12 protein-coding genes are annotated in these 15,668 nt (G+C 71.8%); 11 read left to right on the forward strand and 1 reads right to left on the reverse strand.

The genetic code is table 11. The features are described from left to right. Positions 1 to 1,866, reverse strand: coding sequence for a DUF6600 domain-containing protein (locus ACWA7K_RS21210; protein WP_456164037.1), 1,866 nt, complete (start codon positions 1,864 to 1,866; stop codon positions 1 to 3). Positions 1,867 to 1,958: 92 nt separating this feature from the next. Here ACWA7K_RS21210 and ACWA7K_RS21215 point away from each other — a divergent pair, with 92 nt between their 5' ends. The 11 genes from ACWA7K_RS21215 to ACWA7K_RS21265 all read left to right on the forward strand — a co-directional run bounded on the left by ACWA7K_RS21215 (position 1,959) and on the right by ACWA7K_RS21265 (position 15,609). Beyond that, positions 1,959 to 2,927 carry a DMT family transporter gene (locus ACWA7K_RS21215; RefSeq protein WP_456164039.1) on the forward strand — a complete coding sequence of 323 codons (969 nt, stop codon included), beginning with the start codon at positions 1,959 to 1,961 and terminating at the stop codon, positions 2,925 to 2,927. Positions 2,928 to 2,936: 9 nt separating this feature from the next. Then, positions 2,937 to 4,175: a multidrug effflux MFS transporter gene (locus ACWA7K_RS21220; RefSeq protein WP_456164041.1), complete on the forward strand. Its 1,239-nt coding sequence runs from the start codon at positions 2,937 to 2,939 to the stop codon at positions 4,173 to 4,175. A 66-nt stretch (positions 4,176 to 4,241) separates the two neighbouring features. Further along, on the forward strand, positions 4,242 to 5,399 hold the full coding sequence (locus ACWA7K_RS21225; RefSeq protein WP_456164043.1) for a carbonic anhydrase: 1,158 nt from the start codon (positions 4,242 to 4,244) through the stop codon (positions 5,397 to 5,399). A 394-nt stretch (positions 5,400 to 5,793) separates the two neighbouring features. Next, positions 5,794 to 6,234 carry a division/cell wall cluster transcriptional repressor MraZ gene (locus ACWA7K_RS21230; protein WP_456164045.1) on the forward strand — a complete coding sequence of 147 codons (441 nt, stop codon included), beginning with the start codon at positions 5,794 to 5,796 and terminating at the stop codon, positions 6,232 to 6,234. A 5-nt stretch (positions 6,235 to 6,239) separates the two neighbouring features. Beyond that, positions 6,240 to 7,211 carry a 16S rRNA (cytosine(1402)-N(4))-methyltransferase RsmH gene (gene rsmH, locus ACWA7K_RS21235; RefSeq protein WP_456164047.1) on the forward strand — a complete coding sequence of 324 codons (972 nt, stop codon included), beginning with the start codon at positions 6,240 to 6,242 and terminating at the stop codon, positions 7,209 to 7,211. Next, entirely contained in the window at positions 7,208 to 7,558 is a 351-nt protein-coding gene (gene ftsL / locus ACWA7K_RS21240; protein WP_456164049.1) for a cell division protein FtsL, read from the forward strand. The genes rsmH and ftsL overlap by 4 nt, the downstream gene beginning before the upstream one ends. Beyond that, positions 7,555 to 9,453 carry a peptidoglycan D,D-transpeptidase FtsI family protein gene (locus ACWA7K_RS21245; RefSeq protein ID WP_456164051.1) on the forward strand — a complete coding sequence of 633 codons (1,899 nt, stop codon included), beginning with the start codon at positions 7,555 to 7,557 and terminating at the stop codon, positions 9,451 to 9,453. Before ftsL ends, ACWA7K_RS21245 begins: the two co-directional genes overlap by 4 nt. Next, on the forward strand, positions 9,453 to 11,030 hold the full coding sequence (locus ACWA7K_RS21250) for a UDP-N-acetylmuramoyl-L-alanyl-D-glutamate--2,6-diaminopimelate ligase (RefSeq protein ID WP_456164053.1): 1,578 nt from the start codon (positions 9,453 to 9,455) through the stop codon (positions 11,028 to 11,030). The genes ACWA7K_RS21245 and ACWA7K_RS21250 overlap by 1 nt, the downstream gene beginning before the upstream one ends. Further along, a complete protein-coding gene (locus ACWA7K_RS21255) occupies positions 11,027 to 12,571 on the forward strand; it encodes a UDP-N-acetylmuramoyl-tripeptide--D-alanyl-D-alanine ligase (protein ID WP_456164055.1) in 1,545 nt (514 codons plus the stop codon). Before ACWA7K_RS21250 ends, ACWA7K_RS21255 begins: the two co-directional genes overlap by 4 nt. Continuing rightward, a complete protein-coding gene (mraY, locus tag ACWA7K_RS21260) occupies positions 12,561 to 13,742 on the forward strand; it encodes a phospho-N-acetylmuramoyl-pentapeptide-transferase (RefSeq protein ID WP_456164057.1) in 1,182 nt (393 codons plus the stop codon). The genes ACWA7K_RS21255 and mraY overlap by 11 nt, the downstream gene beginning before the upstream one ends. Before the next feature lies 1 nt (position 13,743). Continuing rightward, on the forward strand, positions 13,744 to 15,609 hold the full coding sequence (locus tag ACWA7K_RS21265) for a Mur ligase family protein (protein WP_456164059.1): 1,866 nt from the start codon (positions 13,744 to 13,746) through the stop codon (positions 15,607 to 15,609). Positions 15,610 to 15,668: the final 59 nt, after the last annotated feature.

Genomic DNA, 15,668 nt, shown 5'->3' on the forward strand with positions numbered 1-15,668 from the left:
TCAGCGGCCACGCTCCCCGCGGTCACCGCGGTCACCGCCGCGATCCCCTCCGCGATCACCGCCCCGCTCGCCGCGTTCCGGTGGCCAGATCTCCGGTCGGCCGCCGCGTTCGCCGCCGCGCTCGCCCCGGTTGGCGCGCGGGAAGTCGGGCTGGCGAGTATCGGGTTGACGGAACTCGGGTTGACGGAACTCGGGTTGACGGACCTCCGGCGGTCGCATCGGCTGCGGTCGGGGTGCCTCGATCCGCGGCGGTTCGGCGCGGGGCTGGACCTGGGGCATCACCGGAGGTGCGGGTTGCATCACCGGCGGTGCGGGTTGCATGACCACCGGCGGGCGCGGGCTGTCCTGTCGCTGCATGTCGGGCCGGCGCACCTCGGGCGGCGGCACGTCCACACGCGGGGCAGGGAAGGCGCCGCGATCCGGGCGATCCGGCCGCTCGATGCGGTCCGGTCGATCCGGTCGATCGGGTCGATCCGGCCGCTCGTACACCCGGGGCGGCGGCGCGTCGCGTCTGGGCAGCACCGGCGGTGGCGGTTCGAGCGCCCGCACGCGTGGCGGCAGGCGGTCGTCGTCGCGCCAGGGTTGCGGGCGGATCACGACCGGACCGGTCTCGACCCGGCCACGCACGCCGTCGCCGACGCTGATCGCGGCGCGGAAGCCGCTGTAGCGGAACGGCGTGCTGCGCAGCACCTCGTCCGGACGCTCGACCACGCGGCCGAACAGGCGGTCGTCGTGGATGTGCGGGCGGTTGACCGACTGGACATAGTGGAAGCCGACCCGGAACGACGGCACGTAGACCTCGCGCGGCGCCAGCGGATACCAGGCCACGCCGGTGCCGATCGAGACCGACCACGACACGCCTGGATTGCCGTTCCAGACCACCAGCGCCGGGGCCCAGACCGGGCGCGGCGTCCAGTCGCCGGGGACCCAGCCCCAGCGGTCGCGCCACCAGACCCAGCGGCCGTAGTGGAACGGCGCGTAGCCCCAGGGCGCGTCGTCGATCCAGGTCCAGCCCCACGGCCGGACCCAGACCCAGCGGCCGTCGCGGTAGGGTGCCCAGGACGGGCCGACCCGGCGCGGGAACCAGACCCAGCCGTAGTCGGGCGCGCGGGTCCAGTCGCCGTGTTCGGCCAGGTCATCGGCACCGGTCATCTCGGACGGCACCGGGTCGTCCCGGCCGGCCAGCGGGCGCAGGCTGTCCTGCGTCATGGCCCAGCGGGCGAACTCGTCCGATTCGGGCGTCGTCAGGCGCCAGCCGCCGTCACGGTACAGCTCGGCACGCTGGCCCGAGCGCAGGGTCTGACGCCCGACGCCCGGCTGCTCGATCACCAGGCCTTGGCGCCAGGCGGTGGCCGAGGCGGTGTCGGCCTCGCCCCGGCGCGGCGGCGGCACGTCGACCCGGAACAGGCCCGCGCCGAGCGGGCTCAGGCGGCCGGCGGGTGTCTCGACGGTCAGCTCGCGGGCCACCTCGTCGCTGCGCAGCACGATCGCCAGGCTGCCCTCGACCAGATCCAGCGCGATGCGGTCGTCGTCCAGCGCGGTCAGCGTCAGCTCGCTGCCTTCGCCCAGGCGCAGGCGGGTCGAGCCGATCGCGATCTCCAGCCGGCTGTCGCGCCCGACCGAGAGGCGGTCGCCGCCGGTCACCGGCCAGTTGCGCAGGTTGTCCTCGCGGTGTTCGAGCGCCGGCGTGCCGTCGTCGTGCCGCAGCCGGGCGTCGCCCTCGACCCAGGCGATGCGGCCGACCCGCCCGGGCGGATCGTCGGCCGCGCGGGCCGGTGCCGTGACGGCCGCCAGACCCGCCATCGCCAGCGCCAGTGCGGCGACCCGGCGCAGCCAGGTGGTGCGGACCCATGAACTCAAGGACATCGGAAGCTCCAGACGGGCAGGGAAGGGTGTGCGTGGCACAACGTCCGGCCGTGCGCACCGGCTGACATGGGTCCGGCATGGACAATGCACCGATGTGGACCGGAACCCTCTTCGCCCTTGCCGCCGGACTGATGTGGGGGCTCGTCTTCGTCGGCCCGCTGATGCTGCCGGAATACCCCGCCGCGCTGCAGTCGTTCGGGCGCTACCTCGCCTTCGGCCTGATCGCCCTGCCGCTGGGCTGGCTGGACCGCGAACGGCTGCGCGGCCTGAGCCGCTCCGACTGGCGCGAGGCGCTGCGGCTGGCGCTGGTCGGCAACGTCATCTACTACCTCTGCCTGTCGGCCGCGATCCAGCGCGCCGGCGGGCCGCTGCCGACCATGATCATCGGCACGCTGCCGGTGATCATCGCGATCACCTCCAACCTGCGTGACGCGCAGCGCGACGGCAAGCTGCCGTGGCTGCAGCTGCTGCCCTCGCTGCTGCTGATCGGCGCGGGCATCGGCTGCGTCAACCACGTCGAGCTGGAGGCGCTGCGGGCCGATCCGGACGCCGACTTCGGCCGCTACGCCACCGGCGCGCTGCTGGCCGTCGGCGCGGTCGTCTGCTGGACCTGGTACCCCTTGCGCAACGCCGACTGGATGCGCGCCCACCCCGACCGCAGCCCGCGCACCTGGGCCACCGCGCAGGGCCTGGCCACCTTGCCGCTGGCGCTCGTCGGCTATGCACTGACCTGGGCCGTGATGACGCTGTCGGGCAGCGACTTCCCGATGCCGTTCGGGCCGCGACCGCTGTTCTTCATTGGCCTGATGGCCACGATCGGCCTGCTCGCGTCCTGGGTCGGCACGCTGTGCTGGAACGAGGCCAGCCAGCGCCTGCCGACCACGCTGGTCGGGCAGCTGATCGTGTTCGAGACCCTGGCCGCGCTGAGCTACGCCTTCATCCTGCGCGGCCATCCGCCCGGGCCGGTGACGCTCGCGGGCGTCGCGCTGCTGGTCATCGGCGTGCTGTCGGCGCTGCGGGCCCGGCCCGAGCCGCTCGTGGCGCAGGCCCATCCGGACTGAAGGCGGCCGATGCAACCCACCCACCGGACCGAATGGAAGGCCCCGCGCTGGGCCCAGGCGCTGCTGCTGGCCAGCCTGGGCACGCTCGGGCCGTTCTCGATCGACACCTACCTGCCGGCCTTCGCCGGCATCGCCGCGTCGCTCGGCGCCACGCCGGTCGAGATGCAGCAGACGCTGTCGGCCTACCTGCTCGGCTTCGCGCTGATGAACCTGTTCCACGGCGCGCTGTCGGACTCGCTCGGGCGCCGGCCGGTCGTGCTGGTCGGCGTCGCGATGTTCACGCTGACCAGCCTGGGCTGCGCGCTGACCGGCCACATCGGCTGGCTGATCGCGCTGCGGGCGCTGCAGGGCATGTCGACCGGCGCGGGCATGGTGGTCTCGCGGGCGGTCATCCGCGACGTCTACCCGCCCGAGCAGGCCCAGAAGATGATGTCGCAGGTGACGATCTTCTTCGGCATCGCGCCGGCGATCGCGCCGATGGTCGGCGGCTGGCTGTTCGTCCACATCGGCTGGCGCTCGGTGTTCTTCTTCCTCGCGCTGGTGGGCTGCGCGATCTGGGCCGGCGTCTGGCGGTCGTTGCCCGAGACCCTGCCGCGCGAGCGCCGCCAGCCGCTGTCGCTGCATGCGCTGTGGCAGGGCTACTGCGAACTGGGGCGCGACCGGCGCTTCTGGCTGCTGGCGCTGGCCTCGGGCGTGCCGTTCAACGGCATGTTCCTGTACGTGCTGGGCGCGCCGGCCTTCCTGGGCGAGCTGATGGGCTTGCAGCCGGCGCAGTTCTTCTGGTTCTTCATCTCGACCATCGCCGGCGTGATGCTGGGTGCCATCGCCAGCGGCCGCATGGCCGGCCGGCTGGCGCCGCGCCGGCAGATCCGGCTGGGCTTCCTGATCATGGGCGCGGCCTCGCTGCTCAACATCGCCGGCACCCTGCTGCTGCCGCTGCACCCGCTGTGGGCCTTCCCGCCGATCCTGATCTACAGCCTGGGCTGGGCGGTGCTGGTGCCGGTCGTCACGCTGATGGTGCTGGACCTCGCGCCCGAGCGGCGCGGCATGGCCTCGTCGCTGCAGGCCACCGTCGGCAGCCTGGCCAACGCGCTGGTGGCCGGCGTGCTGACGCCGCTGGTCATGCACAGCGCGCTGGCGCTGAGCCTGGCCTCGGCCGGCCTGATGGCGGTCGGCCTGCTGGCCTGGCTGTGGCACCGCTGGCTGATCCGGCGCGAGATGCGACCTGCTGCACATCCGGCGTCCTGAAGTGCTCAAGTCCATGCGGGCAGACGCCGAAAGCAGGGGTAGACCTCCTGACGCCGCGAGCCCCGCATGGACCATCCGCCCGACCGCCTTTCCCGTCTCCCGCAGCCGCTGGCCCGGCCGCTGACACAGCCGCTGTCCCGGCTCGCCGCGACGCTGCTGCTGACGACCGCCGCCGCCCTGCCGCTCTTTCCCACGTCGGCGCGCGCCAACGACGCCGCGCCGGCCGCCCGGCCCGATGCGAAGGCGGCCGGCAAGTTGGCTGACAAGGTGGGTGACAAGGCCGGCGGCAAGCCGCTCACGCTCGATGAGCTGCGCGACAAGCTGGCCGACCGCGTCGCCGAGGTGCGGGGCGCCCAGCAGGCCCGCGACGCCAAGCCCGGCGCGGTGCCGGTGATGCGCGTGACGGTCAAGTCGACCGGTCACGGTGCCGCCGCCGAACCCGATCCCCATGCGGCGCCTGCGGCCCGACCGAACCGTGTGGCCCGCGCCGCGCCCGGTGCGGCGGCGGGTGTGGCCGCCAAGGCGGCCGTGCCGTCCGGCCACGGCGGTGCGCCGCACTGGTCCTACCAGGGCGCGGAAGGTCCGGACAGCTGGGCCGACCTGGCGCCCGAGTTCGCCAGCTGCGCCCGCGGCCAGCGCCAGAGCCCGATCGACATCCGCGACGGCATCCGGCTGGAACTCGATCCGCTCAAGTTCGACTACCAGCCGGTGCCCTTCGGCGTGATCGACAACGGCCACACCATCCAGGTCAATGTCGGGCCGGGCAACGCCATCGAGGTCAGCGGGCGCCGCTATGACCTGGTCCAGTTCCACTTCCACCGGCCGTCCGAGGAACGCATCAACGGCCGCCAGTTCGACATGGACGTCCACCTCGTCCACAAGGATCCGCAGGGCCGGCTGGCGGTGGTCGCCGTGCTGCTGCAGCAGGGGCGCCAGCATCCGCTGATCCAGTCGGTCTGGAACAACCTGCCGCTCGAGAAGGGCGAGGAACAGCGCGCCGCCGGCACGATGGACCTGACCCAGCTGCTGCCCGAGGACCGCCGCTACTACACCTACATGGGTTCGCTGACCACGCCGCCGTGCAGCGAAGGCGTGCTGTGGATGGTGTTCAAGCAGCCTGTCGCGGTGGCCGCCGAGCAGCTCGCGGTGTTCGGCCGTCTCTATCCCATGAATGCCCGGCCGGTGCAGCCGGCGGGCAATCGCATCATCAAGGAGTCGAACTGATGGACATGTCGACCCGGCCTGGTTTCCTCCTGCGCTGACGGTGGCGCCGGCCGCGTCCCCATGAGCGGGGACGACGGGGTGCCGCCAGCCGATCCCGATCGGCTTTTCGACCGATCCTCTTCACGGAGGGTCGGTTTTTTCATTTTTCGGACCGATTTCGGACGAACACGGGGGGGTGGGGTTCTGTCAAGGCCCGGTCAAGAGGGGTAACACCTCAAGTTCAACCTCATCAAGTGGGTGCAAGTCCTTCTTTTTGCTAGCTTTTTTGGTTACTGATGTCGATTGGGTTGAACAAGCTAAGTGCTTGATTTCATTGGCAATTTCTCACGGCTCAACTTGACCCTGTGTCTTTTTCTCCGCTACAGTGGGCGAACGTGTCTTATCGTGGGTTTTTGTGGCGGACTTTCATTTTCAAGGGACTTCAGCCCTCGCGCTGGACGCCAAGGGACGGCTCACCGTCCCTGCGCGCCACCGTGAGGTCCTGGTGTCGCTTGCAGAAGGCCGCCTGACGCTGACCAAGCACCCCGAAGGCTGCCTGATGGTCTTCCCGCGACCGGTCTGGGAAGCGTTCCGCGCCAAGGTCGAGGCCCTGCCGATGTCGGCGGCCGGCTGGAAGCGCATCTTCCTGGGCAGTGCGATGGACGTGGAGATCGACGGCGGCTCGCGCGTGCTGATCTCGCCCGAACTGCGGGCGGCGGCCGGGCTCGACCACGACGTCCACCTGATCGGCATGGGCAACCACCTGGAGCTCTGGGACGCCGCGCGCCACAGCGCCGCCGAGGCCGCCGTGCTGCTGCAGCCGATGCCCGAAGCGCTGCAGGACTTCACCTTCTGATCCCCATGGCCACCGCTGTTGCAGTTCCCGGCCAGCACCGAACGGTGCTGCTGCACGAGGCGGTCGATGCCCTCGTGCAGTCGCGCTCGGGCGTCTATGTCGACGGCACCTTCGGCCGTGGCGGCCACAGCCGGCTGATCCTGTCGCGGCTGGATGCCGACGGCCGGCTGATCGCGATCGACCGCGATCCCGAGGCCATCGCCCATGCGCGCGACGGCGAGGCGCGCATCGACGATCCGCGCTTCTCGATCCACCACAGCCGCTACGCCGACTTCAACGAGGTGCTCGACGAGCTGGGCATCGCCCAGGTCGACGGCCTGCTGCTGGATGTGGGCGTGTCGTCGCCGCAGATCGACGACCCGGGCCGCGGCTTCAGCTTCCGCTTCGACGGCCCGCTCGACATGCGCATGGACCCGACCCGCGGCCAGAGCGCGGCCGAGTTCATCGCGACCGCGTCGCAGGGCCGACTGATCGAGGTCATCCGCGACTATGGCGAGGAGCGTTTCGCCCCCGCGCTGGCGCGTGCGCTGATCGCCCGCCGCGAGGAAGGTCGTTCGCCGACCCGCACCAGCGAGCTCGCCGCCCTGTGCGCCAGCGTCGTCAAGACCCGCGAGCGTGGCCAGGATCCGGCCACGCGCACCTTCCAGGCGCTGCGCATCGCCGTCAACGGCGAGCTCGACGAGCTGGAGCGGGCGCTGGCGCAGTCGCTGCGGCGGCTGCGGCCGGGTGGCCGGCTGGCGGTCATCAGCTTCCATTCGCTCGAAGACCGCATCGTCAAGACCTTCATCGCCCGCCATGCCCAGGAGGTCTACGACCGCCGCATGCCGCATGCGCCGAGCGCACCGCTGGCGCTGCGCGCGATTGCCCGCATCAAGCCCGGTGACGACGAGGTACAGGACAACCCGCGCGCCCGTTCCGCCATCCTGCGCGTGGCCGAACGCACCGATGCGGCCTTGCCGGCGGAGGGTGGCCGATGACCGCGCGCCTGAACTTCCTGCTGCTGATCGCGCTGGTCGTCAGCGCGGTCTACCTGGTCGAGACCTCCTACCACTCGCGCCAGCTGTTCGTTCGGCTCGAACGCGAACGCGCCCAGGCCCGCCAGCTCGAACTCGATGCCGAACGCCTGACGCTGGCGCGGCGTGAACTGGCCGCCAACGGCCGTGTGCGCCAAGAGGCCGTGACGCGGCTGGGCATGCGTTCGGGCAGTGCCGGCGTGATGGTCGAGGTCGAGGATCCGCTCGCCCGCGTGACACCAACGCCAACGCCAACGCCAACGCCGACGCCGACGCCGGCCAACGCCGCCTCGGCAGGGGCGCGGCCATGACGCGCCAGAACCGCCGCGCCACCGCGCCCGGTCCGGGCCTGCTGGGCCGGATCGCCGCGCTGTCCAGCCGTGGCGCCGGGTCGGGTCGATCGGGTGCCGCCAACCGGCCTGGCGCCCGCCGCGATGCCGTGCCGCGCGCGTCCGCCAACGTCGGTCATCCGACCCAGTACGCCAGCAGCCCGCTGCTGGCGGCCAAGACGCCGCTGTGGCGTTCGCGGCTGGTCGTGCTGGGCGTCGGGCTGGGCTTCGTCGTGCTGCTGGCCAAGGCGGTCTACATCCAGGCCGTCAACACCGACTTCTATCTGAAGCAGGGCGAGAGCCGCTACGCCCGCACCTTCGAGCTGCCAGCCCGGCGTGGCCGGATCTTCGACCGCAACGGGCTCGAACTCGCCGGCAGCGTGCCGGCGCAGTCGATCTGGGCCATCCCGAAGGACTTCAAGGCCGACCCGGGCGAGCTGCAGGCGCTGGGGCGTCTGCTCGGCATGAGCCCGCGCGAGCTGAACCTGCGGCTGGCCGAGAACCCGAACTTCGTCTGGCTGCGTCGCCAGGTCGACGACGGCGTGGCCGCGCAGGTCCGCAAGCTCGGGATCGACGGGCTGCACCAGTCGCGCGAGTTCCGTCGCCAGTACCCCGAAGGCGAGGCCGCCGCGCACGTGGTCGGTTTCACCAACTTCGAACAGAAGGGCCAGGAGGGCATCGAGCTGACCTTCCAGCAGGACCTGGAGGGGCGACCCGGCAGCCGCAGCGTCGTGCGCGACCGCCTCGGCAACATCGTCGAGGAGATCGGCGAAGGGCTGGAGCCGGTGGACGGCAAGGACGTGACGCTGTCGATCGACGCCAAGGTCCAGTACTACGCCTACCAGAAGGTCAAGGAAGCGGTCGAGGAACACAAGGCCAAGTCCGGCAGCGTGGTCGTGCTCGACACCCGCACCGGCGAACTGCTGGCGCTCGCGAACTACCCGAGCTATGTGCCGGGCGACCGCCAGGCGCTGGCCGGCGGGGCACTGCGCAACCGTGCGCTGACCGACACCTTCGAGCCCGGCTCGACGATGAAGCCCTTCGTGATCTCGCTGGCGATGCAGTCCGGCCGGGCACGCCCGGACACGGTCATCCAGACCGCGCCGGGGCGCCTGACGATCGGCGGCTCGACGATCTCCGACTCGCACGCGCACGGCGCGCTGACGGTCGAGCAGGTGATCCAGAAGTCCAGCAACATCGGCACCGTCAAGCTGGCCATGCAGATGCAGCCCAAGGAGATGTGGGACGTCTTCAATGGCGTCGGCCTTGGCCAGAAGCCGCAGCTGCCGTTCCCCGGTCTGGCCTCGGGCCGGCTGCGGCCCTACAAGAGCTGGCGGCCGATCGAGCAGGCGACGATGAGCTACGGCTACGGCCTGTCGGTCTCGCTGGTCCAGCTGGCGCGGGCCTACACCGTGTTCGCGCGTGACGGCCAGCTGATGCCGGTGACGATCCTGAAGAACGACCTGAACGCCAGCGGCGTCCAGGTCTTCTCGCCCGAGGTGGCGCGCTCGGTGCGCAAGATGCTGCAGATGGCCGCCGGCGAAGGCGGCACCGCCCCGAAGGCCCAGACGCTGGGCTATTCGGTCGGCGGCAAGACCGGCACGGCGCACAAGCAGGAAGGCAGCAGCTACCAGAGCAACAAGTACCGCGCGTGGTTCGTCGGCATGTCGCCGATCACGTCGCCGCGCATCGTCGTGGCGGTCATGATCGACGAGCCCAGCAACGGCCGCTACTTCGGTGGCGACGTCGCCGCGCCGGTCTTCAGCCAGGTCGTCCACGAGTCGCTGCGCGCCTTGCGCGAGCCGACCGACCTGGCGGTGCAGCCGCAGATCTACGCGCGCTCGGTGGCCGTGCCGGCCGAGGTGGAGTCCAACTGATGGCCCGCCAACCTGATTCCACCGGCGGCCTGCTGACGCTCGCCAGCCCCGAGGCCGCGCTGGCCTGGCTGCTCGAACGCACCGGCCCGACCGCGACGCTGCAGACCGACAGCCGCCGCATCGCCCCGGGCGACGTCTTCATCGCCTGGCCGGGTCATGCGACCGACGGCCGCGCCCATGTCGGCGCCGCACTGGCCGCTGGGGCCAGCGCCTGCCTGGTCGAGTCGGCCGGCGTCGATGCCTGGGCGTTCACCGACCCGCGCATCGCCGCCTTGCCGGGCCTGAAGGCGGCCACCGGCGAGCTGGCCCACCGCTGGCACGGCGAACCCGGCCATCGGCTCGACCTGATCGCCACCACCGGCACCAACGGCAAGACCTCGACCGCCTGGTGGACGGCGCAGGCGCTGACCGGCGCCGGCCGGCGTTGCGGCGTCATCGGCACGCTCGGCGTCGGCGAGCCGCCGACCGCGCAGCATCCGCACGCGACCGTGCACGCCACCGGCCTGACCACGCCCGACCCGGTCACGCTGCACCGCGCGCTGCGCGGCTTCGTCGACCGCGGCTATGCGGCCTGCGCGATCGAGGCCTCGTCGATCGGCATCGTCGAACGCCGGCTTGACGCGACGCGGCTGCGCGTGGCGCTCTACACCAACTTCACGCCCGACCACCTCGACTACCACGGCGACATGGCCAGCTACTGGGCCGCCAAGCGCCAGCTGTTCGACTGGCCGGGTCTGCAGGCGGCGGTGCTCAACCGTGACGACACCGCCGGCGCCGCGCTGGCCGAGGAACTCGCGGTGCGCGGCGACCTCGACATCTGGACCTACACGCTCGGCAACCTGCCGGCCCGGCTGCGGGCGAGCGACCTGCACTACGTCGACGGCGGCCTTGCGTTCACGGTGCACGAGGCCAGCACGGTCGAACCGGCCAGCCGCCAGGACCTGCACACCCGCGCGCAGGTCCGCACCCAGCTGATCGGCCACTACAACGCCTCGAACGTGCTGGCCGTGATCGGCGGGCTGCGTGTGCTGGGCCTGCCGCTGGCCCGCTGCGCCGAGCTGGCCGCCGGCTTCACGCCGGTGCCCGGCCGCATGCAGCGCGTGCGCATCGACGGCCCGGCGGCGCTGCCGCAGGTCGTCGTCGACTACGCCCACACCGCCGATGCGCTGGACAAGGCGCTCGGCGCGCTGCGGCCCGTGGCGCAGGCCCAGGGCGGCCGGCTCTGGTGCGTGTTCGGCTGCGGCGGCAACCGCGACGCCACCAAGCGCCCGGCGATGGGTGCGGTCGCGACGCGGCTGGCCGATGTCGTCGTCGTCACCAGCGACAACGCCCGGCTGGAAGACCCGCTGGTCATCATCGACCAGGTGCTGGCCGGCTGCGGCGGCGCGTCGCATGTGCGCGCGGTGCCGGACCGGCGCGAGGCCGTGTTCGCCGCGCTGGCCGAGGCCGCGCCCGAGGATGTCGTGCTGATCGCCGGCAAGGGTCACGAGGACTACCTTGACGTCGGCGGCGTCAAGCGGCCGTATTCCGATCTCGACACCGCCGCCGAGGCGCTGCGGGCCAGGAGCGCCTCATGACGGACTGGCTGACGCTCGCACAGGCTCACGCGCTGATCCAGCGCCGCATCCCGCAGGCCCGGCTGGTGGGCGACCCGGCCACGCCGCTGCGGCGTGCGCACAGCGACACCCGCACGCTGCAGCCGGGCGACCTGTTCGTCGCGCTGCGCGGCGAACGTTTCGACGCCAACGACTTCATCGGCCAGGCCCGCGATGCCGGGGCCGTCGCCGCGCTGGCCGAACGCGGATTGCAGGCCGCCCGCCTGCCCGGCATCGAGCTGCCCGACAGCCTGGCCGGCCTGCAGGCGCTGGCCACCGCCTGGCGCGCCGGCTTCACGCTGCCGCTGATCGCGGTGACCGGCAGCAACGGCAAGACCACCGTCACGCAGATGATCGCGGCGATCCTGCGCGCCTGGCAGGGCGACGCGGCGCACGCCACCGCCGGCAACTTCAACAACCACATCGGCGTGCCGCTGACGCTGCTGGCGCTGCGTGATTCGCATCGTGCCTCGGTCGTCGAGCTGGGCATGAACCACCCGGGCGAGATCGCCGAGCTGGCCGCGATTGCGCAGCCGACCGTCGCGCTGGTCAACAACGCGCAGCGCGAGCACCAGGAGTTCATGCACACGGTCGAGGCCGTCGCGCGCGAGAACGGCTGCGCCATCGCCGCGTTGCCGGCCGACGGCACGGCGGTGTTCCCGGCCGATGACGCCTACACCGGCCTCTGGCGCACGCTGGCTGGCGCGCGTCGCGTGCTGACCTTCGCGCTGGCCGATGAGGCCGATGCAGCGGCTGGGGCCACGGCGGTGACGGCAGACTGCCTCGCCCGCGCCGACTGGGCCGGTGACCACTGGCAGGCCCGCTTCGACACGCCGGCCGGCACGATCGAGGTTGCGCTGGCCGTGGCCGGTCGCCACAACGTCAAGAACGCGCTGGCCGCCGCCACCTGCGCCATCGCCGCCGGTTGCCCGCTCGAAGCGGTGCAGCGCGGCCTGGCCGGCTTCGCGGCGGTCAAGGGCCGCTCGCAGGTGTCGCGGCTGGACTGGGGCGGCCGCACGGTCACGCTGATCGACGACAGCTACAACGCCAACCCCGACTCGATGCGCGCCGCCATCGAGGTGCTGGCCGAACTGCCCGCGCCGCGCTGGCTGCTGCTGGGCGACATGGGCGAGGTCGGCGACCAGGGCCCGGCCTTCCATGCCGAGGTCGGCGCGCTGGCCGCCGAACGTGGCATCGAGCACCTGTGGACCGCCGGCACGCTGGCCGTCGAGGCGGCCCGGGCCTACGAGGATCACGGCGGTCGACGGGATGCGCGGCATGGTGCGCAGCATGCCGGCGCGCAGGCTCAGGCGGTGAGCCACCCGGCCGCTGCCCGCCATCACGCCGGAACCGCCGACCTGCTGACCACGCTGGGCGATGCCGGCCAGGCGCTGCCGCCGGCCGCGTCGGTGCTGGTCAAGGGCTCACGTTTCATGGCCATGGAGAAGGCCGTGGCGGCGCTGCGAGCGCGCGCCGCCGCAGCCCCGGATGCAACGCCAGGAGAACAACAACATGCTGGTTAGCCTTGCCGCCTGGCTGCAGAGCCTCGCCCCCGACGCGCTGGGTTTCCTGCGCGTCTTCCAGTACCTCACCTTCCGTGCGGTGATGTCGGCCATGACGGCGCTGCTGCTCGGGCTGGCCTTCGGCCCGTGGGTGATCCGTCGCCTGACCGAGCTGAAGATCGGCCAGCCGGTGCGCGCCTATGGTGTCGAGAGCCACCTGGTCAAGACCGGCACGCCGACGATGGGTGGCGTGCTGATCCTGCTGTCGATCGCGATCTCCACCGTGCTGTGGTTCGACTGGAGCAACCGCTTCGTCTGGATCGTCATGCTCGTGACCTTCGGCTTCGGCGCGATCGGCTGGGTCGACGACTGGCGCAAGGTCGTGCACAAGAACCCCGAGGGCATGGCCTCGCGCGAGAAGTACCTGTGGCAGTCGCTGATCGGCCTGGTCGCGGCGATCTACCTCGCCTTCAGCGTCTCGGAGACCAGCAACCTGCGCGTGATCGAGCTGTTCTTCCGCTGGATCGGCTCGGGCTTCTCGAACAACCTGCCGCCCAAGGCCGACCTGATCGTGCCGTTCTTCAAGACGGTCAGCTATCCGCTGGGCGTGTTCGGATTCATCTTCCTGACCTACTTCGTCATCGTCGGCGCGAGCAACGCGGTCAACCTGACCGACGGCCTGGACGGCCTGGCGATCATGCCGGTCGTGCTGGTCGGCTCGGCCCTCGGCCTGTTCGCCTACGTCACCGGCAACGCGGTGTTCTCGAAGTACCTGCTGCTGCCCTACATCCCCGGGGCCGGCGAGCTGCTGATCTTCTGTTCGGCGATGGCCGGCGCGGGGCTCGCCTTCCTGTGGTTCAACGCCTACCCGGCGCAGGTCTTCATGGGCGACGTCGGCGCGCTGGCACTTGGCGGCGCACTCGGCACCATCGCGGTCATCGTGCGCCAGGAGATCGTGCTCGGGATCATGGGCGGCATCTTCGTGGTCGAGGCCCTGTCGGTCATGGCCCAGGTGTCCTACTTCAAGTACACGAAGAGGAAGTACGGCCAGGGCCGGCGCATCCTGCTGATGGCGCCGCTGCACCACCACTTCGAGAAGAAGGGCTGGGAAGAGACCCAGGTGGTCGTGCGCTTCTGGATCATCACGATGCTGCTGTGCCTCGTGGGCCTTTCCTCGCTGAAGCTGCGGTGACATGAAGTTCCTCGCAGGTCTCCAGATCCTCGTGCTCGGCCTCGGTGATTCCGGGCTGGCGATGGCGCGCTGGGCGCGCCGCTGCGGTGCCGCGCGCATCGTGGTGGCCGACAGCCGCGACGCGCCGCCGCAGGCCGCACGGCTGGCCGACGACGTGCCGGGCGCCGAACTGCGCTGCGGCCCGTTCACGCCCGCGCTGATCGAGGACGGCCTGAACCTGGTGCTGAAGAGCCCCGGCCTGTCGCCGCTCGATCCGGCCGTGGCCGCGCTGATCGACGCGGCCGAGCAGCGCGGCCTGCTGGTGCTCGGCGAGCTGAGCCTGTTCTCGCACGCGCTGGCCGACCTGAAGGCGGCGCGCGGCTATGCGCCCAAGGTCATCGCGATCACCGGCACCAATGGCAAGACCACCACCACCTCGCTGACCGCGCTGCTGGTCGAACGCGCCGGCCTGCGCGTGGCGATGGCCGGCAACATCGGCCCGACCCTGCTGGACACGCTGGGCGCGGCGCTCGATGCCGAGACCGAGACCGAGACCGAAGATGCCGGCGACGTGGCCCTCGCCGATCCGGTCGCGGTCGTCGAGGCAGCCGATGAACACGAGGCTGCTGACGAGGACGGCACCGAGGAAAGCACCGAGGACACCCCCGAAGACAGCACCGAAGACAGCACCGACAACGAGTCCGTGCCTGACGAGCCGCCCGCCGAACCCGCCGCTGCCCCGGAAGACGACACCGAGGTCATCGGCGGTGGTCCGCCGCCGCACCTGGTCCCGCCGCCACCGCCCGGCCCCGAGTTCGCGCACCTGCCGCAGGCCTGGGTGCTGGAGCTGTCGAGCTTCCAGCTCGATGGCGTCACGAACTTCGAGCCGACCTCGGCGGCGGTCCTCAACGTCACGCAGGACCACCTCGACTGGCACGGCGACATGACGGCCTATGCGGCGGCCAAGGCGCGCATCTTCGGCAAGCAGGCCGTGATGGTGCTCAACCGCGACGACCCGACGGTGCTGGCGATGGTGCCGCAGCCGCCGCCGCCCGAGCTCAACAAGGCCGGCAAGCCGGTCAAGGCCAAGGGCCCGAAGTGGCAGCCGCGCCGCGCCGCGCTGTTCGGCCTGGACCGCCCGCGCCGCCCGGGCGACTGGGGCCTGGTGGTCGAACACGGCATGGCCTGGCTGGTGCGTGCGCACCCCGGCGATCCGCTCGACGAGGCCACCGCCCGCCGTGCCGCCGTCGCCTACGACCCCGACGAACTGTCGCTGCAGCGCCTGATGCCGGCCGATGCGCTGCGCATCCGTGGCCGCCACAACGCCGCCAACGCGCTGGCGGCGCTGGCGCTGGCGAGCGCTGCCGGCCTGCCGCTGGCGCCGATGCTGCATGGCCTGCGCGAATACCGGGGCGAGCCGCACCGGGTCGAGTTCCTGCGCAGCGTCGACGGCATCGAGGCCTACGACGACAGCAAGGGCACCAACGTCGGCGCGACCGTGGCCGCGCTGACTGGCCTGGGTCCGGACAAGGCGCCCGCCCGGCTGGCCGTGATCCTCGGTGGCGACGGCAAGGGCCAGGACTTCTCGCCGCTGGCGCCGGCCGTCGCGGCCCATGCGCGGGCGGTGGCGCTGATCGGCCGTGATGCCGCCGCGATCGAGGCCACGCTGGCCGACGTCGCCGCCGCGCAGTCCCTGCCGATGGCCCGTTTCGACACGCTGGAGGCCGCCACGCGCTGGTGCTTCGAACAATGCCGGGCCGGCGATGCCGTGCTGCTGAGCCCGGCCTGCGCCAGCCTGGACATGTTCCGCAACTACGCCCACCGGGCCCAGGTCTTCGCCGACACGGTGGCCGCGCTGGCCGAGGAACGCGGGGAGTACGGCGCATGAACGCACCGGGCTTCCTGGGTCGCCTGAGCAGCTGGTTCGCGCGCCGTCCGGCCGAGCCG

Source organism: Leptothrix mechoopdaensis (SeqCode) (assembly GCF_053893855.1).